Origin of the sequence: Lentzea kentuckyensis (assembly GCF_002150765.1) — a bacterium.
GTDB lineage: Bacteria > Actinomycetota > Actinomycetes > Mycobacteriales > Pseudonocardiaceae > Lentzea > Lentzea kentuckyensis.
This window is the reverse complement of sequence record NZ_MUYM01000075.1, coordinates 48,195-73,183: the sequence shown is the minus strand read 5'-3', so window position 1 is coordinate 73,183 and position 24,989 is coordinate 48,195. Positions and strand designations below refer to the sequence as shown.

Genomic DNA, 24,989 nt, shown 5'->3' with positions numbered 1-24,989 from the left:
CCCGCATGAGCACGAGGAAGGTGAACCACCGTGGCGGAAGCCGAGAAGCTGCGCGACTACCTCAACAAGGTCACCGTGCAGCTCAAGCACGCCCGCGACCGCATCCGCGAGCTGGACGCCGCGGCCGGTGAACCCATCGCCGTCGTCGGCATGAGCTGCCGGTACCCCGGCGACGTGCGCGACCCCGGTGACCTCTGGCGACTGGTCGCCGACGGGCGGGACGCGGTCACCGGCTTCCCCACGAACCGGGGCTGGGACCTGGACGCGCTGTACGACCCCGACCCCGACCAGCCGGGCACGTCCTACCTGCGGGAAAGCGGTTTTCTGCACGACGCGGACGAGTTCGACGCCGAGTTCTTCGGCATCTCGCCGCGCGAGGCGCAGGCGATGGACCCGCAACAGCGGCTGCTGCTCGAGTCCGCCTACACGGCGCTGGAGGACGCGGGCATCGCGCCGGGCAGCCTGCGCGGCAGCGACACCGGGGTGTTCGTCGGGATCATGGCGCAGGAGTACGGGCCCAGCCTGCTGAACCCCGCGGTCGAGGCCGCCGACGGCTACCTCGTCACCGGCAACCAGCTCAGCGTGGCCTCCGGTCGCATCTCCTACACCCTCGGCTTGGAGGGCCCGGCGGTCACGGTCGACACCGCGTGCTCGTCGTCGTTGGTGGCCATCCACCTGGCGGCACAGGCATTGCGCGGCCGTGAGTGCGGGCTGGCGCTGGCGGGCGGCGTCGCGGTGCTGTCCACGCCGGGGTTCTTCATCGACTTCAGCAGGCAGCGGGGCCTGGCGCCGGACGGCCGGTGCAAGTCGTTCGCCAAGGACGCCGACGGCACGAGCTGGTCGGAGGGCGTCGGCACACTCGTGCTCGCCCGGCTGTCGGACGCGCGCCGGCTCGGCTACCCCGTGCTGGCGCTGATCCGGGGCAGCGCGGTCAACCAGGACGGCAAGAGCAGCCAGCTCAGCGCGCCCAACGGTCCGTCACAGCAGCGGGTGATCCGTGCGGCGCTGGCGGCCGCGGGGTTGTCGGTGTCCGATGTGGACGTTGTGGAGGCGCACGGAACCGGTACGCCGCTGGGTGATCCGATCGAGGCGCAGGCGTTGCTGGCGACCTACGGGCGCGGCCGCGAGACTGGCCGTCCGCTGTGGCTGGGGTCGCTGAAGTCCAACATCGGCCACACGCAGGCGGCGGCCGGCGTCGGCGGCGTGATCAAGATGGTGCAGGCCATGCGCCACGGCGTCCTGCCCAGGACCATCCACGTGGACGAGCCCACCCCCGCGGTGGACTGGTCGTCGGGCGACGTGCGGTTGCTGACCGAGGAGCGGCCGTGGCCGGAGGTGGATCGGCCCCGGCGGGCGGGTGTGTCGTCGTTCGGGATCAGCGGCACGAACGCGCACGTGATCCTGGAGCAGGCACCCGAGGTTGAGTCCAGTGTGGATCGTGATCTTCCGGACGTGGTGCCGTGGGTGGTGTCCGGGCACACCGAGGAGGCGATGCGGGCGCAGGCCGCGAGGCTGGCCGAGCACGTCGCCCGGTTCCCCGGGCTGCACCCGGCGGACGTGGGGCTCACCCTGGCGACCGGGCGCGACCGGTTCGAGCACCGGGCCGCGGTGGCGGGTGACCGCGAGACGTTGCCCGCGGCACTGGCCGCGGTCGCCGACGGTCGCACTGACGGGCACCGGGCGCGATCCGGGCGTGCGGTGTTCGTGTTTCCCGGTCAGGGTGCGCAGTGGGTGGGGATGGCGGCGGGCCTGCTGGAGTCGTCGCCGTTTTTTCGTGCTGTGCTTGAGGAATGTGATTCGGCGTTGTCGTCCTTTGTGGACTGGTCAGTGCTGGATGTGCTGCGGTGTGTGCCGGGTGCGCCGGGGTTGGACCGGGTTGATGTGGTGCAGCCGGTGTCGTTCGCGGTCATGGTGGCGCTTGCCGGGTTGTGGCGTTCGGTGGGGGTTGAGCCGTCCGCGGTGGTGGGTCATTCGCAGGGTGAGATCGCGGCGGCGGTGGTGGCGGGAGGTTTGTCGCTCGCTGATGGCGCTCGGGTCGTGGCACTGCGCAGTGCGTTGATCGCCCGCGAACTCAGCGGCCGGGGCGCGATGCTGTCGGTCGCGGCGTCCGCCGCACGGGTGACCGAACTGGCTTCCGGCGCGGACGTCGCGGTGGTCAACGGGCCGGCGGCCGTGGTCGTGGCCGGCGCGCCCGAGGTGATCGCCGAGGTGGCCGCCCGGTGCGAACGGGAGGGCCTGCGGCACCGCACGCTGCCGGTGGACTACGCCTCGCACAGCGTCCAGGTCGAGCGGATCGAGGACGCGCTGCGCACCGCGCTGGCCGGGGTCGTCCCCGCGTCGGCCCAGGTGCCGTTGTACTCCACGGTGACCGGTGGCCTGGTGGACACGGCTTTGCTGGACGCCGGGTACTGGTACCGCAACCTGCGCCGGCCCGTGCTGTTCGCCGACACCGTGCGTGCCGTCACCGACGACCTCAAGTCCGTGATCTTCATCGAGGTGAGCACGCACCCGGTGCTGGTGGCCGCCATCGAGGACACTCTGGCGGACGCTCCGGTCGCCGCACTCGGCACCCTGCGCCGGGACGAGGGCGACCTCACCCGGTTCCGGTCCGCCGTCGGCCAGGCGCACGCACTGGGCGTCGCCGTCGACTGGCCCGCCCTCCTCGGGCCCGACGCGGCACGGGTGCCGCTGCCCGGCTACGCGTTCCAGCGCAAGCGGTTCTGGCTCGGCACCGACCAGGGCAACGATCCCGGCGGCCTCGGCCTGGCCGCCACCGGCCACCCGCTCGTCACCGCCGCGGTCCCGGCGGCGACCGGCGACGGCGTGCTGCTCACCGGCCGGGTCAGCCTGTCGTCGCACCCCTGGCTGGCCGATCACGCGGTGCGCGACACCGTCATCATGCCCGGCGCGGCTCTCGTCGAGCTGGCCCTGCACGCGGGTGACCACCTCGGCCTGCCGACCGTGGACGAGCTGGTCGTCGAGGCACCCCTGGACCTGACCGAGCCGAGGCAGCTCCAGGTCAACCTGCAGCGCGACGAGAGCGGCCGGGGCCAGGTGACCATCCACTCCCGTGCCGGCGACGGCCCGTGGACGAAGCACGCGAGTGGTGTGCTGAGCGGTGAACAGCGCCAGGAGCCCGCCGACACCGGGCCGTGGCCTCCCGCAGGCGCCGAGCCCGTGGACCTCACCTCGGCGTACGCCTCGCTGGCCGGGCGAGGCCTGCGGTACGGGCCGGTGTTCCAGGGGCTGACCGCCGCCTGGACCCGTGACGACTCGCTGTACGCCGAGGTGGAGTTGCCCGTCGAGCCCGATGCGGGCTTCGGCCTCCACCCGGCGCTGCTCGACGCCGCGCTGCACCTGTTCGCCTACTTCGCCGACGACGTGCGCCTGCCGTTCAGCTGGCACGGTGTCCGGCTGCACGCGGTGGAGGCGACCAGGCTGCGGGTCCGGCTGAGCCCTGCGGGGGAGGGCGCCGTCGAGGTGCTGGCCACGGACCCGGCCGGGCAGCCGGTGTTCACCGCGGACGCACTCACCACCCGGCCCGCTGACGGGGTCACGGCCCGCATGCCCGGGAGCGACCTGCTGCTGGAGGAGGCGTGGCGGCCGGTGGCGCTGACCGCGGGCGGGGCCGCGTTGTCCACATTGGACGACGAGCGGCCGGGATCGTTGGTGCGGTGGGACTTGCCGGTGTCCGGACCGGACGGCTTACCGAGCGACAGGCATGCCGCAGGCGTGGCCGTGCGCCACGCCGTCGGGCAGGCCCTCGGCGCTGTCCGCCGGTTCCTCGCCGAGGATCGGTTCACCGGCTCCACCCTCGTGGTGACCACCCGCAACGCCGTTGCCGCCGCACCAGGTGACCAGGTCGACCCAGCGGCCGCGGCCGTCTGGGGGCTGCTGCGGTCCGCGCAGTCCGAGCACCCCGGACGCATCGTGCTGGTCGACGGGGACGGCATCGCCGCGCTGCCGGACGGGGAGCCGCAGCTCGCCATCCGGGACGGTGGCGCGCTGGTGCCGAGGCTCGCTCGGTTCACCTCGCCGGTCACGGGCGCGCCATGGCGGGCCGACGGCGTCGTGCTGATCACCGGCGGCACCGGTGTGCTCGGCGCGGCGCTGGCGAGGCACCTGGTGGCCGAGCACGGCGTCCGGCGCCTGCTGCTGACCAGCCGTCGTGGCATCGAGGCCCCCGGTGCGCGGGAGCTGGCGGACGAGCTGGCCGAGTCGGGCGCCGAGGTGCGGGTCGTGGCCTGCGACGTGGCGGACCGCGAGGAAGTGCGGCGGTTGCTGGCGGAGGTCGAACAGCTGAGCGCCGTGGTCCACACGGCCGGTGTGCTCGACGACGGGACCGTGACCGGTCTGACCGACGAGCAGGTCGACAAGGTGTTGCGGGCCAAGGTGGACGCCGCCTGGCACCTGCACGAGCTGGCTGGGGACCTGGACGCGTTCGTGCTCTACTCCTCGCTGGCCGGACTGATCGGCACACCGGGCCAGGCGAACTACGCGGCGGCCAACGCCACGCTCGACGCGCTGGCCCGGCACCGGCGTGAGCTCGGGCTGCCCGCGACGTCGCTGGCGTGGGGGTTGTGGGCGCAGGCCAGTGGCATGACCGGCCATCTCGGCGGCACCGACCACGCCCGGCTGGCCCGTGACGGTCTCGCCGCGATCGACACCGCGGCGGGACTCGCCGCCTTCGACGCCGCCGTCGACGCCGACCGGCCGGTGCTGGCCGTGACGCCGCTGGACCTGAACGCGTTGCGCACCGGCGAGGTGCCGGCGTTGCTGCGGGGTCTCGTGCCGCCCGTCCGGCGGCGGGCCGACTCGGGAGACGCCGCCGGCCTGGCCGAACGGTTGCGTTCGCTCGCCGAGCCGCAGCGGCTCGCCGTGCTGCTCGATCTGGTGTGCGGCCACGTCGCCACCATTCTCGGCCACGCCGACCCGGCGTCGGTGCCCGCCGACCAGGCGTTCCGCGATCTCGGGTTCGACTCGCTGACCTCGGTCGAGCTGCGCAACCGGCTGTCCAAGGCCGCCGGCGTCCGGCTGCCGGCCACGCTGGTGTTCGACCATCCGACGCCCTCGGCGCTGGCCGCGTTCCTGCGCACCACGCTGGGCGTCGGTCCCGCGGACGTCCCGGTCACCGCCACCGTCCGGCCATCGTCCGACGAACCCGTCGCGATCATCGGCATGGCCTGCCGGTTCCCCGGCGACACGCACGGCCCCGAGCAGCTGTGGGAGCTGCTGGCGGACGGGAGGGAAGGGCTGTCGGCGTTCCCGGCGGACCGGAACTGGCCGTCATTGGACGCAGTCCCCACCGGGCTCGGCGGATTCCTGACGGGCGCGGCCGACTTCGACCCCACCTTCTTCGGCATCTCGCCGCGCGAGGCACTGGCGATCGACCCGCAACAGCGGCTGCTGCTCGAGACCGCGTGGGAGGCGGTGGAAGGCGCCGGCATCGACCCGGCCTTGTTGCGCGGCAGCAACACCGGTGTGTTCGCGGGTTCGATGTACCGGGACTACAGCGCCCGGTTCACCGGCACCACCGGCGGCTACGAGGAGGTGCTCGGCGCGGCCAACGCGGGTGGCGTGCTGTCCGGCCGGCTGTCCTACGTGTTCGGTCTGGAGGGGCCGGCGGTCAGCATCGACACCGCCTGCTCGTCGTCACTGGTGGCGACGCACCTCGCGAGTCAGGCGCTGCGCGGTGGCGAATGCGACCTCGCGCTGGCGGGTGGCGTCACGGTGATGGCCACTCCGGACACGTTCGTGGAGTTCGCCCGGCAGGGCAACCTGGCGGCGGACGGGCGGTGCAAGGCGTTCGCCGACGCCGCTGACGGCACGGGGCTGTCGGAGGGCGTCGGTGTGCTGTTGCTGGAGCGGCTGTCGGACGCGCGGCGCAACGGCAGGCGGATCCTGGCGGTGATCCGGGGCAGTGCGGTGAACCAGGACGGTGCGAGCAACGGTCTGACCGCGCCCAACGGTCCCTCACAGGAACGGGTGATCCGCGCCGCGCTGGCGGCCGCCGGCCTCGCGCCGCAGGACGTGGACGCGGTGGAGGGACACGGCACGGGCACGACGCTGGGTGATCCGATCGAGGCGCAGGCGTTGCTGGCGACCTACGGGCAGGACCGTCCGGCGGACCGGCCGCTGTGGCTGGGCTCGATCAAGTCGAACTTCGGCCACACGCAGGCCGCGGCCGGTGTCGCCGGGATCATCAAGATGGTGCAGGCGATGCGGCACGGCGTTCTGCCCCGCACCCTGCACGTGGACCGGCCGAGCGCCGAGGTCGACTGGGAGTCCGGCGCGGTGCGGGTGCTGGCGGAACAACGGCCGTGGCCCGAGGTGGACCGGCCCCGGCGCGCGGGCGTGTCGTCGTTCGGCATCAGCGGCACCAACGCCCACGTGATCGTCGAGCAGGTGGCGGAGCAAGCGGAGCAACGACCCGAACCGCCCACGACGACCACGCCACTGGTGCTGTCCGCCCGGACCGGTGCGGCACTGCGGGCCCAGGCGGCCCGGGTCGCCGCCCACCTGCGCGAACGCCCCGACGTGCCGGTGGCGGACGTCGGCTTCTCACTGGCCACGACGCGCACCGCGTTCCCGCTGCGGGCCGCTGTCGTCGGCGTCGGTCGTGACGAGCTGCTGGACCGGCTGGACGAGTTCGCCGCGAACGGCCACGGCGTGACCGCTCGGCAGGGCGGGCTGGCCTTCCTGTTCTCGGGACAGGGCGGGCAGTGGGCCGGGATGGGGCAGGGGCTGCACCGGGCTTATCCGGTGTTCGCACAGGCGTGGGACGCGGCGCTGGACGCGGTGGACGCCGAGCTGACGGACTGGGTGCCGTTGCCTGTGCGCACCGTGCTGGCCGGGCAGCCGGAGCTGCTTGATCGCACGGACTACACGCAGACCGGGTTGTTCGTGTTGCAGACGGCGTTGTTCCGCCTCTACGAGTCGTGGGGCCTGCGGCCGGACTGGCTGGTGGGCCACTCGGTGGGGGAGATCGCGGCCGCGCACGTGGCCGGGGTGTTCTCGCTGGCGGACGCGGCCCGGCTGGTCGCGGCGCGCGGGCGGCTGATGGCGGCGTTGCCGGAAGGCGGCGCGATGATCGCCGTCGAAGCCACCGAGGCCGAGATGCGAGCGGCGCTGGAGCGTGAGGACGACCTGGGCCTCGCGGCGGTCAACGGCCCGGACGCGGTGGTCGTGTCCGGCAACCGGGAGGCGGCGGAGGCGGTGGCGGCCAGGTTCGCGGCGCAGGGCCGCCGGACCAGGGCACTGCGGGTCAGCCACGCCTTCCACTCACCGCTGATGACGCCGATGCTCGACCGGTTCCGCGAGGTGCTCGCGGACCTGTCCTTCGGCGAGCCCGGCGTGCCGATCGTGTCCACGGTGACCGGGCGGCCGGTCACCACCGAGATGTCCGGTGCGGAGTACTGGCTGCGGCACGTCACCGACCCGGTCCGCTTCCACGACGCACTGACCGAGGTCGACGGCGGCCCGGTGACGGGATACCTGGAGCTCGGGCCGGACGGCGTGCTGGCGGGACTGACCCAGCGCGTGCTGGAGGACCGGGTCGTGGCACCCGCGCTGCGGTCGGGGCACGACGAGGAACACAGCGCGGTGACGGCACTCGCGGCGATGCGCGCAGCGGGGCACGAGCCGGACTGGACCACGGTGTTCGCCGGGGCGCGGGCGGTGGACCTGCCGACCTACCCGTTCCAGCGCGAACGCTACTGGCTCGACAGCGCACCGGTGACCGGCGTGCCGGCCGCCGTCGGGCAGCAGCCCGCCGACCACCCGCTGCTGGGCGCGGCCGTGTCGCTGGCGCAGGACGGCGCGACGGTGTTCACCGGGCGGCTGGCGCCGGACGCGCCGGGCTGGCTCGCCGAACACCGCGTACTCGGCCGCGTGATCCTGCCCGGTGCCGCGCTGGTCGAGCTGACCCTGCACGCCGCGGCCCTGACCGGCGCGACGACCGTCGAGGAGCTGCTCGTCCAGTCCCCGCTGGAACTGGACGAGCCCCGGCAGGTCCAGCTGACGGTGTCCACGGCGGACGACAGGACCAGCGTCCGGGTGCACTCCCGGCCCGACGACCTCCACGCGGACTGGACCCTGCACGCCACCGCCACGCTGGTAGACGCACCCGCACCGGCCACGGTCCCGATCGGCGAGTGGCCGCCGCCGGGCGCGGAACCGGTCGAGCCGGCCGAGCTGTACGCCGACCTGGCCGGCCGCGGACTCGACTACGGCCCCACGTTCCAGGGCCTGCGTGCCGTCTGGCGGCACGGGCAGGACCGCTACGCCGAGGTGGCCGTCGACCAGGACGGCTACGGCGTGCACCCGGCACTCCTGGACGCGGCACTGCACCCGGCCGCGCACGCCGACGACGACCTGCGACTGCCGTTCGGGTGGCACGGCGTCCACCTGCACGCCACCGGTGCGCGGCTGCTGCGGGTACGACTGACCAGGCACGGCGAGGACGCGCTGACCCTGCACGCGGAAGACCCCGCCGGGCTGCCCGTGCTGACCGTCGACCGGCTCACCACGCGTCCGGTCAGCACGGACCAGCTCGTGAGCCGGCCGAGCACGGCGGGCGCCGTGCACGTGCTCGCCTGGCAGCCCGTGGAGATCCCGGCCGCCGAGGGCGCGGCGGCCGGGTTGGTGAGTGAGCCGCCGGTTGTCCGTGTGGTGGCAGCGCCGGAATCTGGGGCTGAGCTGGTGAGCGAGCCGCTCGTCGCCGTCCGGGAGGCGTTGGCCGCGGTGCTGACCGGGCTGCGGGACGCGCTCGCCGACTCCGGCGAGAGTGCGGGCTACCCGATCGTGGTGCGCACCACCGGGGCCGTCGCCGTGGACGAGCGGGAGGTGCCGAACCTCGCCGCGGCCGCGGTGTGGGGCCTGGTGCGGTCCGCCCAGGCGGAGCACCCCGGCCGGATCGTGCTCGTCGACGCGGACCCGTGCGCGGAACTGGACCTGGCCGCGCTCGCGGGCGCCGGGGAACCTCAGCTCGCCGTGCGGGCGGGTCGGGTGAGCGTTCCCCGGCTGGTTCCCGCGCCCGCCGCGGCGGACGGCTCGCCGTGGACGCCGGACAGCCGGGTGCTGATCACCGGGGCGGCGGGCGCCCTCGGCTCGGTGATCGCCCGCCACCTGGTCGTCACCCACGGGGTGCGGCGGCTGGTGCTGGTGGGCCGGCGCGGAGTGCCGGAGGAACTGGTCGGCGAGCTGACGGCCCACGGCGCGGAGGTCGTGGCGGCGGCCTGTGACGTCGCTGACCGCGAGGCGGTGGCCGGGCTGCTGACCGAACACCCCGTCACGGCGGTGGTGCACGCGGCCGGCGTGCTCGACGACGGAGTGCTGACCGCGCTCACGCCGGAGCGGTTCGACACGGTGCTGCGCGCCAAGGTGGACGCCGCGTGGCACCTGCACGAGCTGGCCGGGCCGGTCGAGGCGTTCGTGCTGTTCTCGTCCGTGGCCGGTCTGCTGGGCGGCCCCGGCCAGGCCAACTACGCCGCGGCGAACGCCGCGCTGGACGCGCTCGCCACCCACCGCGCTCGCCTCGGGCTGCCCGCCCGGTCGGTGGTGTGGGGGCCGTGGTCGGGCGGCGGCATGGCGGAGCGGCTGTCGGCGGCCGACCGCGATCGGCTGCGCAGGGGAGGGTTGCGGCCCATCACCGACTCCGAAGGCGCCGCGCTGTTCGACCTCGCGCTGGCCGGCCGGGAACCGGTGGTCGTGGCGGCTCCGCTCGACCGGGCCGCGCTGCGGGCCGCGGACGTACCCGCCCTGCTGCGCGGACTGGTCCCCGCCGCGCCGCGCCGCGTCGCCGCCGAACCGGTGGCCGACCTGGCCGACCGGCTGCGTGGACTGGGCGAGCGGGAGCAGAACCAGCTGCTGCTCGACCTGGTGCGCACCGAGAGCGCCGCGGTGCTCGGCCATCGCGACCACCTGGCGATCGACCGGGACCAGGCGTTCCTGGACCTGGGCTTCGACTCGCTGTCCGCCGTCGAACTGCGCAACCGGCTCGCGGCGGGCACCGGCCTGCGGCTGCCGGCGAGCCTGGTGTTCGACCACCCCACGCCCGCCGCGCTGGTGAAGCACCTGCGCGGGCAGCTCGCGCCGGAACCGGCGGACGTGGTCCGGCTGAAGATCGACGAGATGGACGTGCTGCTGGCGGACGTGGCGCTGGACGCGCGGGCCCGCGGCCAGGTCACCGAGCGGTTGGAGCGGATTCTCCAGCGTTGGCGCGACATCGGCGACGCGGCGGGCGAATCCGATTTGGACAGTGCGAGTGACGAGGAGCTGTTCCGGCTCGTCGACGCCACCGGAAAGGACTGAGGGGATGTCCAACGAGGAGAAGCTCCGCGAGTACCTGAAGAAGGCGATCGCCGACACCCGGCAGGCCCAGAGCCGGTTGCGTGAGCTGGAGGAACAGGTCAGGGAGCCCATCGCGATCGTGGGCATGGCCTGCCGGTACCCCGGTGGCGCCGACACCCCGGACGAGCTGTGGGAGCTGGTGCGCGACGGCGGGGACGCGGTCGGCGAGTTCCCCTCCGACCGCGGCTGGGACACCGAGCGCATCCACCACCCGGACCCGGAACGCAACGGAAGCACCTACACCCGCAACGGCGGTTTCCTTTACGGGGCCGGTGAGTTCGACGCCGGGTTCTTCGGCATCTCACCCCGTGAGGCACAGGCCATCGACCCGCAACACCGCCTGCTGCTGGAAACCTCCTGGGAGGCGCTGGAACACGCCGGAATCGACCCGAGCGGTCTGCGCGGCAGTCGCACCGGCGTCTTCGCGGGCGCCATGTACCAGGACTACGCGCCGCCGGCCGGCCAGGCGCCACCGGAGGTCGAGGGCCTGCTCGCGGCGGGCACGGCCGGGAGCGTGGTGTCCGGGCGGGTGGCCTACACCCTTGGTTTGGAGGGTCCGGCGGTCACGGTCGACACGGCGTGCTCGTCGTCGTTGGTGGCCATTCACCTTGCGGCGCAGGCATTGCGTGGCGGTGAGTGCGACCTCGCGCTGGCGGGCGGTGTCACCGTCATGGCGACCCCGACCGTGTTCCTGGAGTTCAGCAGGCAACGGGGACTGGCGCCGGACGGCCGGTGCAAGGCGTTCGCGGACGCCGCCGACGGCACCGGCTGGTCGGAGGGCGTCGGCCTGGTCGCGTTGCAGCGGCTGTCGGACGCCCGGCGCGACGGACGGCGGATCCTCGCCGTCGTCCGGGGCAGCGCGGTCAACCAGGACGGCGCGAGCAACGGTCTCACCGCGCCCAACGGCCCTTCGCAGGAGCGGGTGATCCGTGCGGCGCTGGCGGCCGCGGGGTTGTCGGTGTCCGATGTGGACGTTGTGGAGGCGCACGGAACCGGTACGCCGCTGGGTGATCCGATCGAGGCACAGGCGTTGCTGGCGACCTACGGGCGCGGCCGGCCTGAGCACCGTCCACTGTGGCTTGGTTCGGTCAAGTCCAACATCGGGCACACGCAGGCCGCGGCCGGGGTCGCCGGGATCATCAAGATGGTGCAGGCGATGCGGCACGGTGTGCTGCCCGGCACCCTGCACGTGGACGAGCCGACGCGCCAGGTGGACTGGTCGCCGGGCGGGGTGGAGCTGGTCACCGAGGCGCGGCCGTGGCCGGAGGTCGACCGACCTCGGCGGGCGGGTGTGTCGTCCTTCGGGATCAGTGGCACGAACGCGCACGTGATTCTGGAGCGGGGTCCCGAGTTCGAGTCCATTGTGGATCGTGATCTTCCGGACGTGGTGCCGTGGGTGGTGTCCGGGCACACGGAGGAGGCGGTGCTCGCGCAGATCGCCAAGCTCACCGACCGGTTGGCGGACGTGCACCCGGCGGACGTCGCGTTCTCGCTGGCCACCACGCGAGCGCAGCTCGGAGTGCGCGCGGCGGTGGTCGGCCGGGACCTCACGGAGCTGAGCGGACGGCTTCGCGCCGTGACGCCGGAGGACACCGTGCGGGTGGTCGGCACCGACCCCGACGTGGTGTTCGTGTTTCCGGGTCAGGGTGCGCAGTGGGCTGGGATGGCGGCGGGGCTGCTGGAGTCGTCACCGGTTTTTCGTGCTGTGCTTGAGGAATGTGATTCGACGCTGTCGTCCTTTGTGGACTGGTCGGTGCTGGACGTGGTGCGGTGTGTGCCGGGTGCTCCTGGGTTGGACCGGGTCGATGTGGTGCAGCCGGTCTCTTTCGCGGTGATGGTGGCTTTGGCCGCGTTGTGGCGTTCGGTGGGGGTGGAACCGTCCGCGGTGGTGGGCCATTCGCAGGGTGAGATCGCGGCGGCGGTGGTCGCCGGTGGCCTGTCGCTTGAGGACGGCGCGCGGGTCGTGGCGTTGCGGAGTGCGTTGATCGCCCGCGAACTCAGCGGCAAGGGCGGCATGCTCTCGCTGGCCCTCTCCGCGGAGGAGGCCGCCGAGCTGGCCGGGGGACTGGCCGAGATCGCGGTGGTCAACGGCCCGACCTCGGTGGTGGTGGCCGGTGCGCCCGACGACCTGGCCGAGCTCGCCGCGCGGTGTGCCGAACGCGGTGTCCGCCACCGGGTGCTGCCCGTGGACTACGCCTCCCACAGCTCGCAGGTCGAGTCCATCGAGACCGAGCTGCTGGGCCAGCTGGCCGGGGTCGTCCCGATGCCGGCTGGCGTGCCGTTGTACTCGACGGTGACCGGTGGGCTGGTGGACACGGCTTTGCTGGACGCCGGGTACTGGTACCGCAACCTGCGCCGGCCCGTCCTGTTCGCCGACACCGTGCGTGCCGCCGTCGCTGGCCCCGCGGTGTTCATCGAGGTGAGCGCGCATCCGGTGCTGGTCGCCGCGATCGAGGACACGCTCGCCGGCTCCCCGGTGGCCGCGGTCGGCACCCTGCGGCGCGATCACGGCGACCAACGGCAGTGGCTCATGGCCGTGAGCCGGGCACACGCGCGCGGCGTCACGCCGGACTGGGAGGCCCTGCTGGGCGACGCGACCCGCGTGGACCTGCCCACCTACGCCTTCCAGCGGCAGCGCCACTGGCTCGCCGCCACCCGCCGCGCCGACCCCTCCGGTCTGGGCCTGACCCCGGCCGAACACCCACTGCTGAGCGGCCTGCTGCGCCCGGCCGAGGGCGACGGGGCGGTGTTCACCGGCCGGATCAGCCTGACCACCCACCCGTGGCTGGCCGACCACACAGTGCTCGGCACCGTGATCCTGCCCGGCTCCGCGCTGGTGGACCTGGCCTTCCACGCGGGCGACCAGCTCGGCGCGCCGGTGGTGGAGGAACTCGTCACCGAAGCGCCCGTGGTGCTGCCCGCCGACGGGGCCCTGCAGCTCCAGCTCGTGGCCGTCCCGGGGGAGGACGGCGGCTGGACGCTGACCGTCCACTCGCGCGTCGACGTGCCGGACGCGTCCTGGGTGAGGCACGCGTCCGTGACGCTGGGCGCAGGTGGTGCCGCCGGCACCTGGACCGGCACCGATCTCGCGGCCTGGCCGCCGCCGGGCGCCGAGTCCGTCGACATCGGCGACGTCTATCCGGACCTCGCCGGGCATGGCCTCGACTACGGGCCGTTGTTCCAGGGACTGGTGGCGGGCTGGCGGCGGGGCGACGACCTGTTCGCCGAGCTGGACCTGCCGGCCGACTCGGTCAAGGGTTTCGGCCTGCACCCGGCGTTGCTCGACGCCGCGCTGCACCTGTACGCGCACCACAACCTGGGCTCCGGCCAGGCCGCGCTGGCGTTCGCCTGGTCGGACGTCCAGCTGCACGCCACCGGTGCCACCGCGTTGCGCGTCCACCTGGTCCCACACGGCCCGGACGGCGTGCGGCTGTACGCCGCGGACCCGACCGGCGCCCCGGTGTGCACGGTCGAGACGTTGACGACCCGGCCAGTGGCGGCGGATCGGTTGAAGGCTCCCGTCGCCGCCCACCCGTCGCTGTTCCGGATGACGTGGTCCCCGGTGCCCGCGAGCGCAGAACCGGTAGGCGAGCACACCACCTTCACCCCCGACACCACCGGCGACACCCTGGCCGCCGCCCACAACGCGACCCGCGAAACCCTGGCAGCGCTGCGAAACCTGCTCGCCGGCGACGGCCTCGTCGTGGTGCGCACCGAGGGCGCCGCCGCCGTGCACGCGGGGGAGACGGTCAACCCCGCCGCGGCCGCCGTGGCAGGACTGGTCCGCAGCGCGCGGGCCGAGCATCCCGATCGCCTGGTCCTCGTGGACACCCTGCCGGGTGCGGCCGTGGACCTCACCGCCGCGGTGGCCACAGCGCTGGCGTTGGACGAGCCGCAGGTGGCGGTGCGCGCGAACGCGGTGTTGATCCCCCGGCTGGTCGCGCACAGCGCCGGCGACCGGGGCGGGCAGGCGCTGGGTCGGGGGCTCGACCCCGACGGCACGGTGCTGGTGACCGGTGGCACCGGGGCGCTCGGCGCCATCACGGCTCGCCACCTGGTGGCCGAGCACGGCGTCCGGCACCTGCTGCTGACCAGCCGGCGGGGCACTCGGGCTCCCGGCGCCGCCGAGCTGGTGGCGGAGCTGACGGCGCACGGCGCCGAGGTGACCGTGGCGGCCTGCGACGTGACCGACCGGCAGGCCGTGGCGGGGCTGCTGGCCGGCGTTCCCGCCGAGCACCCGCTCACCGCGGTCGTGCACGTCGCGGGCGTGGGGGACAACGCCCTGGTCACCGCGATGACCGACGAGCAGCTGACCAAGGTGTTGCGCGCCAAGGCCGATGCCGCCTGGCACCTGCACGAGCTGACGAAGGGGCATGATCTCGCCGCGTTCGTCCTGTACTCCTCCACGGCGGGTGCGATGGGCAACCCCGGCATGGGCAACTACGCCGCGGGCAACTCGTTCCTGGACGCGCTCGCCGCGTACCGGGCCGGTCTCGGCCTGCCCGGTCTGTCGCTGGCCTGGGGTCTGTGGGACGTCGCGGAGGGCATGGTCGAGGCGTTGACGGCGTCCGACCACGCCCGGATGGCCAGGGACGGTCTGCGGCCCGTCACCGCCGAGCTGGGCATGGCGATGCTGGACACCTCACTCGACGCAGGTGAACCGGTGCTCGCGGCCGTGCCGGTCGACCTGACGGCGCTGCGGGCCCGTCCGGACGTGCCCCCGCTGCTGCGCGGCCTGGTGCGTGCCAGGCGGAAGGCGGCCGAACGAAGCGCCGGTGGTGGTGCGCTGGCCGAGCGGCTCGCCCGGCTGTCCGAACCGGAGCAGCGCGATCTGCTGCTCCGGATCGTCACCGAGCACATCGGCACGGTCCTCGGCCACGCCGATCCCACGGCGATCCGCGCCGACCAGGCGTTCGGGGCGCTGGGTTTCGACTCGTTGACCGCGGTCGAGCTGCGCAACCGGCTCGGCGCCGCCACCGGGCTGCGCCTGCGCGCCACGCTCGCCTTCGACTACCCGACACCGGGCGCGCTGGCCGACCACCTGCGCGAAGTTCTGCTCGGAGAGCGGCCGACCGCCACGACCACCGCCACCACGCGCGCCGCCGACGAACCCGTCGCCATCGTCGGGATGGCCTGTCGCTATCCGGGCGGCGTGCGCGACCCCGACGACCTCTGGCTGCTGGTGTCGGACGGGGTGGACGCCATCGGTGAGTTCCCCGCCGACCGCGGCTGGGACGTCGACGGCGTGTACGACCCCACCGGCGAACGCCCGCGCAGCACCTACGCGCGCACCGGCGGCTTCCTGCACGACGCGGCCGACTTCGACAGCGACTTCTTCGGCATCAGCCCCCGTGAGGCGGCGATCATGGACCCGCAGCAGCGGGTGCTGCTGGAGTCGGCCTGGGAGGTGCTGGAGTCCGGCGGCATCGACCCCACCGGCCTGCGGGGCAGCCGGACGGGTGTGTTCGTCGGCCTGATCCGGCAGGAGTACGGCCCGCGGTCGGACGTGATCGCCGACCAGCACGAGACCCACTTCCTCACCGGCGGTGCGGCCAGCATCGCCTCCGGCCGCATCGCCTACGCGCTCGGGCTGAGCGGTCCGGCCCTGACGCTGGACACGGCGTGCTCCTCCTCGCTGGTCGCGACGCACGTGGCGGCGCAGTCGCTGCGGGGCGGTGAGTGCGACCTCGCGCTCGCGGGCGGGGCCACCGTGATGGGCACGCCGGGCCTCTTCACCGGGTTCAGCAGGCAGCGCGGCCTGTCCCCGGACGGCCGGTGCAAGGCGTTCGCCGCCGCCGCCGACGGGACCGGGTTCGCGGAGGGCGTCGGCTTCCTGTTGCTGGAACGGCTGTCGGACGCGCGGCGCAACGGCAGGCGGATTCTCGCGGTGATCCGGGGCAGTGCGGTGAACCAGGACGGTGCGAGCAACGGACTCACCGCGCCCAACGGCCCCGCGCAGGAACGGGTGATCAGCCAGGCACTGGCCGTCGCGGGCCTGCGGCCGGAGGACGTGGACGCGGTGGAGGGACACGGCACGGGCACGACGCTGGGTGATCCGATCGAGGCGCAGGCGTTGCTGGCGACGTACGGGCAGCGCCCGGCGGACCGGCCGCTGTGGCTCGGCACGGTCAAGTCCAACATCGGCCACACCCAGGCCGCGGCCGGTGTCGCCGGGATCATCAAGATGGTGCAGGCGATGCGGCACGGCGTGCTGCCCCGCACCCTGCACGTGGACGAGCCGACCCCGCAGGTCGACTGGACCGCCGGCGAGGTGGCGCTGCTGACCGGCAACCGCGAGTGGCCGGAGCTCGGCCGCCCGCGCAGGGCAGGCGTCTCCGCGTTCGGCATCAGCGGCACCAACGCGCACGTGGTGCTGGAGCAGGCACCGGACGCGCCCCAGGACGCGCGAGAACAGCGGGGACCGGCGCTGTGGGTGCTGTCGGCCCGCACCGACGACGCGGTGCGCGCCCAGGCCGCCCGGCTGGCCGACCACGCCAAGCGGCATCCGGACCTGCGCCCAACGGATGTCGGATGGTCGCTGGCGAGCACCCGGACGTCGTTCGACCGGCGCGCGTTCGTGGTCGGCGACGACGTGGACGACCTGGTGGCGGCCCTCGCCACCATCACGCCCAGGGCTCCGGCTCCCGGTGGGCTGGCCTTCCTGTTCTCGGGACAGGGCGGGCAGCGGACCGGGATGGGGCAGGGGCTGTACCGGGCCTATCCGGTGTTCGCCGAAGCGTGGGACGCCGCCCTGGACGCGGTGGACGCCGAGCTCGGCTACGACCGCTCGGTGCGCACCGTGCTGGCCGAGCAGCCGGAACTGCTCGACCGCACGGACTACACGCAGGCCGGTCTGTTCGTGCTGCAGACGGCGTTGTACCGGCTCTACGAGTCGTGGGGCCTGGAGCCGGACTGGCTGGTGGGCCACTCGGTAGGAGAGATCGCGGCCGCGCACGTGGCCGGGGTGTTCTCGCTGCAGGACGCGGCCCGGCTGGTCGCCGCACGCGGCCGGCTGATGGCGGCCCTGCCAGAGGGCGGCGCGATGATCGCCGTCGAAGCCACCGAAGCCGAGGTACGAGCGGTGCTCGACGGCGTCGGGGGAGCAGGCATCGCGGCGGTCAACGGTCCGGACGCGGTGGTGCTGTCCGGCGACGAGCAAGCCGTCACCGCGGTCGCCGCGACGTTCACCGGACGCCGGACCAAACGCCTGCGAGTGAGCCACGCGTTCCATTCGCCGTTGATGACGCCGATGCTCGACGAGTTTCGAACCGTCCTGGAAGGACTGTCCTACCAGGAACCACGGCTGCGCATCGTGTCCACGGTGACCGGTGACGTCGCCGCGGAAGGACTGCTGAGCGGACCGGACTACTGGATCAGGCACGTCCGCGACACCGTCCGGTTCGCCGACGCGGTCCGCGTGGTGGCCGACGCCGGCGGCACCAGGCTGCTGGAGCTGGGACCGGACGCCGTGCTGACCGCGCAGGGCGAACGCGTGCTGGACGGTGGTGACCAGGTGCTGACCGCCGCGTTGCGCGCGGGCCAGGACGAACCGCGCACCGCGCTCGCGGCGCTCGGCACGCTCTACACCGCCGGGGTGGTCCCGAGGTGGAGCGCGGTCTTCGGCGAGGACTCGGCCGTGGTCCCGCTGCCCTCCTACGCCTTCCGCCGCAGGCGCTTCTGGCTGGACGTCGACGGGCTGCCGGTGCCGGCCGAGGGCGCGGTGCCGCGACCGAGGCGGGCGGCGGCGGACGACAGCGCCGAGCCTGAACCGGCACCGGTCGCACCAGACCTGGCGGCCCGACTCGCCGGACTGGCCGTCCCCGAGCAGCGGGACCTCCTCCTGGCGCTGGTGCGAGAACAGGTGGCGGACGTGCTGGGCCACGACGGCGCGGCCGATGTCGACCCGGACTTCCCGTTCCAGGACCTCGGGTTCGACTCGGTGACCGCCGTGGAACTGCGCAACCGGCTCAACGCTCACGCGGGGGTGCGGCTGTCCGCCACCACCGTGTTCGACCACCCGACGCCCAGCGCGGTCGCCGAGCACCTGCGGGCGCTGCTCGCGCCCGGCGACGACCCGCTCACCGGACTGCGGACCGGCCTCGACGAGTGGGCGAGCAGGCTCACCGGCACCGAGCTCGAACCGGACGACCGCTCCGCCATCGCGGACCGGCTGCGTGACCTGCTCACCGCGCTGACCGGAGAGCAGGCGGTGCCGGGTGAGCTGGCGGCCGCCTCCACCGACGAACTCTTCGACTTCATCGACAACCAGCTCGGACGAGCGACCCACTGACGAGCCAGCCAGAAGGAGAACGCGCCCGATGTCCGATGACAAGAAGGCCGTCGAGTACCTCAAGTGGGTGACCGCGGACCTGCAGCGAACCCGTGCCCGCCTGTCCGACCTGGAGAACGCCAGAAGCGAGCCCATCGCGATCATCGGGATCGGCTGCCGGTTCCCCGGCGGTGTGACCGGACCCGACGAACTGTGGCGGCTGGTGGCCGACGAGCAGGACGCGATCACCGAGTTCCCCGCCGACCGCGGCTGGGACGTCGCCGGGCGGTACGACCCGCAGCCGGGCAAGCCGGGAAAGACCTACACCAGGCACGGCGGCTTCCTGCACGACGCGGCCGAGTTCGACGCCGAGTTCTTCCGGATCTCGCCCCGTGAGGCCACCGCGATGGACCCGCAGCAGCGGTTGCTGCTGGAGGTCGCGTGGGAGGCGGTGGAACACGCGGGCATCGACCCGAGGTCGTTGAGCGGCAGCAGGACCGGTGTGTTCGCGGGCATCGCCGCGCAGACCTACAACCAGTCGCTGGACCAGCAGGACTACGCGGGCTACCTGGCCACGGGCGTGGTCAGCAGCATCGCCTCCGGGCGCATCGCGTACTCGCTGGGGCTGGAGGGCCCCGCCGTCACCCTCGACACCGCGTGCTCGTCCTCGCTGGTGGCCATGCACCTGGCCGTCCGGGCGCTGCGCGCGGGGGACTGCGACCTCGCGCTGGCGGGTGGCGCGTCGATCACCGGCAGCCTCGACGGCTGGCTCGAGTTCAGCGCGCAGGGCAACCTCGCGCCGGACGGCCGCTGCAAGTCGTTCGCCGGTGCGGCGGACGGCACCGGCTGGTCGGAGGGCGTCGGCCTGCTGCTGCTGGCCAGGCTGTCCGACGCACAGCGGCTGGGACACCCGGTGCTGGCGGTGCTGCGGGGCAGCGCGGTCAACCAGGACGGTGCCAGCAACGGACTGGCCGCCCCCAACGGCCCTGCCCAGGAACGCGTCATCCGCGCGGCCGTGGCCGACGCCGGGATCACCACCGCCGACGTGGACCTGCTGGAGGCGCACGGCACCGGCACCACCCTGGGTGATCCGATCGAGGCGCAGGCGTTGCTGGCGACCTACGGGCAGAACCGGGCTGCGGACCACCCGCTGTGGCTGGGTTCGCTGAAGTCCAACATCGGCCACACCCAGGCGGCAGCGGGCGTGGGCGGCGTGATCAAGGCGGTGCAGGCCATGCGCCACGGCGTCCTGCCCAGGACCCTGCACGTGGACGAGCCGACGCCGGAGGTGGACTGGTCCACCGGCGCGGTGGAGCTGCTGACCGCGGCGCGGCCGTGGCCCGAACTGGACCGGCCCCGGCGGGCCGGCGTGTCGTCGTTCGGCATCAGCGGCACCAACGCGCACATCATCCTGGAACAGGCACCCGGCTCCGAGCCGCGTGCGCGAGCGCCGCGCCCCGCCGTGGTGCCGCTGGTGTTGTCCGCGCCCACGGACCAGGCTCTGCGCGCGCGGGCCGCCGACCTGGCAGAGCACCTGGCCGCGCGGGACGTCAGCCCGGCCGACGTCGGCTTCTCCCTGGCCACCACCCGGACCCACTTCGACCGGCGGGCCGCGGTCGCCGGCGCCGGCCGGGACGAACTGGTCGAGCGACTGCGGCAGGTGGCGGAGGACTCGCCGGACGCGCGGACCGGCAGCGGCCGGGCAGGCGGGCTGGCGTTCCTGTTCGCCGGCCAGGGTGGTCAGCACGCGGGCATGGGACAGGGCCTCTACTCCGCCTACCCGGTGTTCGCGCGGGCGTTGGACGACGCGATCGCCGCGCTGGACGTCGAACTCGACGGGCACGTCGAGCACTCGGTGCGGGACGCGCTGGTGCACCGCGACGACCTGCACGACCGCATGGTGTACGCGCAGACCTCGTTGTTCGCGCTGGAGACCGCCCTCTTCCGGCTGGTGGAGAGCTGGGGACTGCGCCCGGACTGGCTGGCGGGCCACTCCGTCGGCGAGATCGCCGCGGCGCACGCGGCCGGCGTGCTGTCGCTGGCCGACGGCGCGCGACTGGTCGCGGCCAGGGGCCGGCTGATGGACGGACTCGCACCCGGCGGCGGCATGATCGCGCTGGAGGCGACGGAGGCGGAGGCCGAGCACGCACTGGCCGGCGAGCCGCTGGTCGGTGTCGCGGGCATCAACGGACCGCGTTCGGTGGTGATCTCCGGTGACGCGGTGCGGGCCGAGGCGGTGGCGGCGGGATTCGCCGCGGCCGGCCGCCGGGTCAAGCGGCTGCGGGTCAGCTGCGCCTCACACTCCCCGCTGATGGAACCGATGCTGGCCGAGTTCCAGCGGGTGGCCGAGAGCCTGTCCTACGCCGAACCGCGCATCCCGATCCTGTCCACGGTGACCGGGCAGCCCGTGGACAGCATCGGCCCTGGTTACTGGACCCGGCACGCCCGGCACGCGGTCCGGTTCCTCGACGCGGTGACCGCACTGGACGCCGCGGGCGTGACAGCGCTGGTCGAGCTCGGACCCGACGGTGCGCTGACCGCCCAGGCGCAACGCGTCCTGGACGACTCGCCCCGCGACGGCCATCTGGTGGTGCCGGTGCTGAGGGCGGGCCAGGACGAGCCGCACACCGCCGTGGGCGCGCTGGCCGCCCTGTACGCGGCCGGTGTCGCGCCGGACTGGCGTGCGGTGTTCGGCGACACCGCCACCGTGGTCGACCTGCCCACCTACCCGTTCCAGCGGCGCCGGTACTGGCTGCCCGCCACCGGATCCGCGGTCGAGGCGGGCGATCTCGGCCTGGTGCCCGCCGAGCACGCGCTGCTCGGTTCGCTGGTGCAGCAGGCCGACGGGACCGGGGTGGTCTTCACCGGGCGGCTGTCCACCGCCGCGCACCGGTGGCTCGCCGAGGTGCCGGAGTCGGCCGACGCGGTCGTGGCCGACCTGGCGCTGCACGCCGCCGACCAGACCGACTGCGACCTGGTGCGGGAACTCGTCCTGCACAGCCCGCTCCGGCCGTCCGCGCGATTCGCCGCGGGCATCCGGCTGGCCGTCGAACCACCGGCCGGCCTCGGCGAGCGGCGGTTCACCCTGCACACGCGCGAGGACACCGTGGACGGCACGTGGGAACTGGTCGCGAGCGGCACGCTGGCGAGGCAGGTGGCGCTGGCCGAACCGCCGGCCGCCGAGTGGCCGCCCGCCGGCGCGGTCGCCGAGGAGGCCGACCCGGTGTCCGCCGCGCTGGGACTCACCGCCGTACTGCGGCGGGACGACGAGCTGTTCGCCGAACTGACCCTGCCCGCCGACCAGCTCGGCGCGATCGGTGGCTTCGGCGTCCACCCGTTGCTCCTGCACGCCGCGCTGCGCCCATACCTGGGCGGGTCCGAGCTGGTGCCGCGCGGCTGGCGCGGTGCCCGGCTGCACGCAGCTGGCGCGAGCACGCTGCGGGTGAGCCTCACCCCGACCGGCGAGAGCACGGTGGCGTTGCGAGCGACCGACTCCACCGGGCAGACCGTGCTCACCGTCGACGAAATCGACTTCGCCCCCGCCGCCGCACGCCGGGGCGGGGAGCGGGACGCGATGTTCCGGGTGACCTGGGTGCCGACGGTGCTGCCCAGCCCGGCGCGACAGCCCTCGTGGGCGACGGCCGCTGACGCACTGCCCGGCGACGCGCCGGAGGTGCTGCTGGTCGGGCCGTACCGCGAGGGCTCGCCGGACGACCCGGCAGAGGCCACGCACACCGTGCTCCAGCGCGCGCTGACCGAGCTGCGGGACCTGCTGACCGAACCCCGGCTCGCCGGCACCAGGCTGGTCGTGCTCACCGAGGGCGCGGTCGCCACCGGCGCGGGCGAGGAAGCGGATCTCACCGGTGCGGCGCTGTGCGGGATGGTGCGGTCCGCGCAGTCGGAGTACCCGGACCGGATCGTGCTGGTCGACACCGATCCCGGCGCCGACCGGGACACCGAGCGCGTGCTCGCCGCCGCGCTGGCCGTCGGCGAACCCCAGTTCGCGCTGCGGGAGGGCCGGGTGCTGGTGCCCCGGATGGCCCGGCTGGAGCTGCCACCGTCCCCGGCCAGCGCCTGGCGGACCGACGGCACGGTGCTGATCACCGGTGGCACCGGTGCGCTCGGTGCGACCGTGGCCAGGCACCTCGTCACCCGTCACGGCGTGCGGCGCCTGCTGCTGACCAGCAGGCGCGGCCCGGCCGCGGCGGGCGCGGCGGAGCTCGTCGCCGAACTGGAGGCTCTCGGCGCCCAGGTGACCGTGGCCGCCTGTGACGTCAACCAGCGGGAAGCCGTGCGCGACCTGCTGGCAGGCATCCCGGACGAGCACCCGCTGTCCGCCGTCGTGCACACCGCGGGTGTGCTGGCCGACGGCCTGCTCACCTCCATGACCGCCGAGGACCTGGACGTGGTGCTGCGGCCCAAGGTGGACGCCGCCTGGCACCTGCACGAGCTGACCGAGGGGCTCGACCTGTCGGCTTTCGTGCTCTTCTCCTCGGTCACCGGCGTGATGGGCACACCGGGACAGGCGAACTACGCCGCGGCCAACAGCTTCATGGACGCGCTGGCGGTGCGCCGCGGCCTGCGGGGACTGCCGGCGGTGTCGGTGGCCTGGGGCCTCTGGGAGGGCGCCAGCACCATGACCGAGCACCTGACCGAGGTGCACCTGCAGCGCATGGCCAAGGAAGGCCTGCTGATGCTTCCCGCCGACCTCGGCATGGCCGTGCTGGACGCCGCCGCCGCACAGCCGGAACCCGCGGTGGTCGGCATGCCGGTCGACCTGTCGGCCACGCGCACCCACCCCATGCAGCCGGTGCTGATGCGTGGCCTGACGAGGACCCGGATCCGGCCGGAGTCCGCGGCGGCGGATGTCGTCAGCAGCGGCGCGCTGCTGGACCGGTTGTCCGCCCTGGACGAGACCGGTCGGCGCGAGCTGGTGCGCGGCATCGTCCTGGACCACGCGACGGCGGTGCTGGGCCGCGACGAGCGCCTCGCGGCCGACCAGGTGTTCCAGGAGGCGGGCTTCGACTCGCTGACCGCCGTGGACCTGCGCAACCGCCTGGCCAAGGCCGTGCCCGTGCAGCTGCCCGCCACCGCGGTGTTCGACCACCGCACACCGGACGCGCTGGCCGAACGGATGCTCGCCGACCTGCTCGGCACACCGGCCGCCGACACCGGGGACGTCGACTTCCCAGCCGAGGTCGTCCTCGCAGCGGACGTCGTCGCGGCGACGCCCGCGCACCACACCGCGGAACCGGAGCACGTGCTGCTGACCGGGGCGACCGGCTTCCTCGGGTCGTTCCTGCTGCGCGACCTCCTGCGGCACACCGGCGCCACCGTGCACTGCCTGGTGCGCGGCGGCGACGACCAGGAGGCAGCGGACCGGTTGCGCCGCGCCGCCGAGCAGTACGAGACCGGCGTCGACCTGGCCGGCCGCGTCCGGATCGTCCGGGGCGACCTGGCCCAGCCCGGCTTGGGGCTCACCGAGGACGTCTTCGACGAACTGGCCCGCACCGCGGACGTGGTCGTCCACGCGGGCGCGCACGTCAACTGGCTGTACCCGTACGCCCAGCTGAAGGCGGCCAACGTGGGCGGTACCGAGGAGATCCTGCGGCTGGCCGCCCGCCACCGCACCGTGCCGGTCCACTACGTGTCGTCCACCGGTGTGTACGACCAGCGGCCCGGCGCGCACCTCACCGAGCTCGACCCCATCGGCCCGCCGGAGATCCTGACCAACGGCTACCGGCGCTCCAAGTGGGTGGCCGAAGGCGTGATCGGTCTGGCGAGGGAGCGCGGCGTCCCCGTCTCGGTCTACCGCGTCGACTCGATCTCCGGCGACCGCGAGCGCGGCACCTGCCAGACCCAGGACTTCGTCTGGCTGAGCGTCCGGGGCATGCTCGAAGCCGGGGCGGCCCCCGCCGGCGCCGCGGTCGCGTTCCACCCCACCCCGGTCGACTTCGTGAGCCGGGCCGTCGTGGAACTCCTCGGCAAACCGGAGAGCATCGGCGAGACCTACAACGTGTCGAACCGGGACACGCTGACGTTCACCGAGGTGATCGATCGGCTGCGGGAACTGGGTTACGACATCGCCGAGCTGTCGCAGCAGGAGTGGAGCCGGCTGGTCCGCCGTGATCCGGCGAACGCGCTGACGCCGTTGCTCGACGTGTTCGAAACCGCGTTCACCGGCGTCGGCGGCTATCCCGACATCGACACGAAGAAGCTGGACGCGGCACTGGCGGGCTCTCCGGTCAGCTGCCCACCGGTCACCGATGACCTGGTGACCACCTACCTGGAGTACTTCATCCGCAGCGGTTACTTCCCTCCACGCCCGCAGTCATCCGTCCACAGTGGATGACTTTCGGACATTTTCCCT

The 24,989-nt window shown here is 73.9% G+C and carries 3 protein-coding genes and 1 pseudogene; all 4 read left to right on the top strand.

Going from position 1 to position 24,989, the window contains the following annotated elements:
• The first annotated feature begins 30 nt into the window (after positions 1 to 30).
• Positions 31 to 10,311: a type I polyketide synthase gene (locus B0F77_RS32135; RefSeq protein ID WP_086666774.1), complete on the top strand. Its 10,281-nt coding sequence runs from the start codon at positions 31 to 33 to the stop codon at positions 10,309 to 10,311.
• A gap of 4 nt (positions 10,312 to 10,315) precedes the next feature.
• A complete protein-coding gene (locus B0F77_RS32130) occupies positions 10,316 to 18,640 on the top strand; it encodes a type I polyketide synthase (protein ID WP_086666773.1) in 8,325 nt (2,774 codons plus the stop codon).
• Positions 18,567 to 21,278 (top strand): annotated as a pseudogene (locus B0F77_RS50965) (type I polyketide synthase); the annotation flags it as partial. The gene B0F77_RS32130 and the pseudogene B0F77_RS50965, both read left to right, overlap by 74 nt.
• On the top strand, positions 21,252 to 24,971 hold the full coding sequence (locus B0F77_RS50960) for a thioester reductase domain-containing protein (RefSeq protein ID WP_425435754.1): 3,720 nt from the start codon (positions 21,252 to 21,254) through the stop codon (positions 24,969 to 24,971). The pseudogene B0F77_RS50965 and the gene B0F77_RS50960, both read left to right, overlap by 27 nt.
• Positions 24,972 to 24,989: the final 18 nt, after the last annotated feature.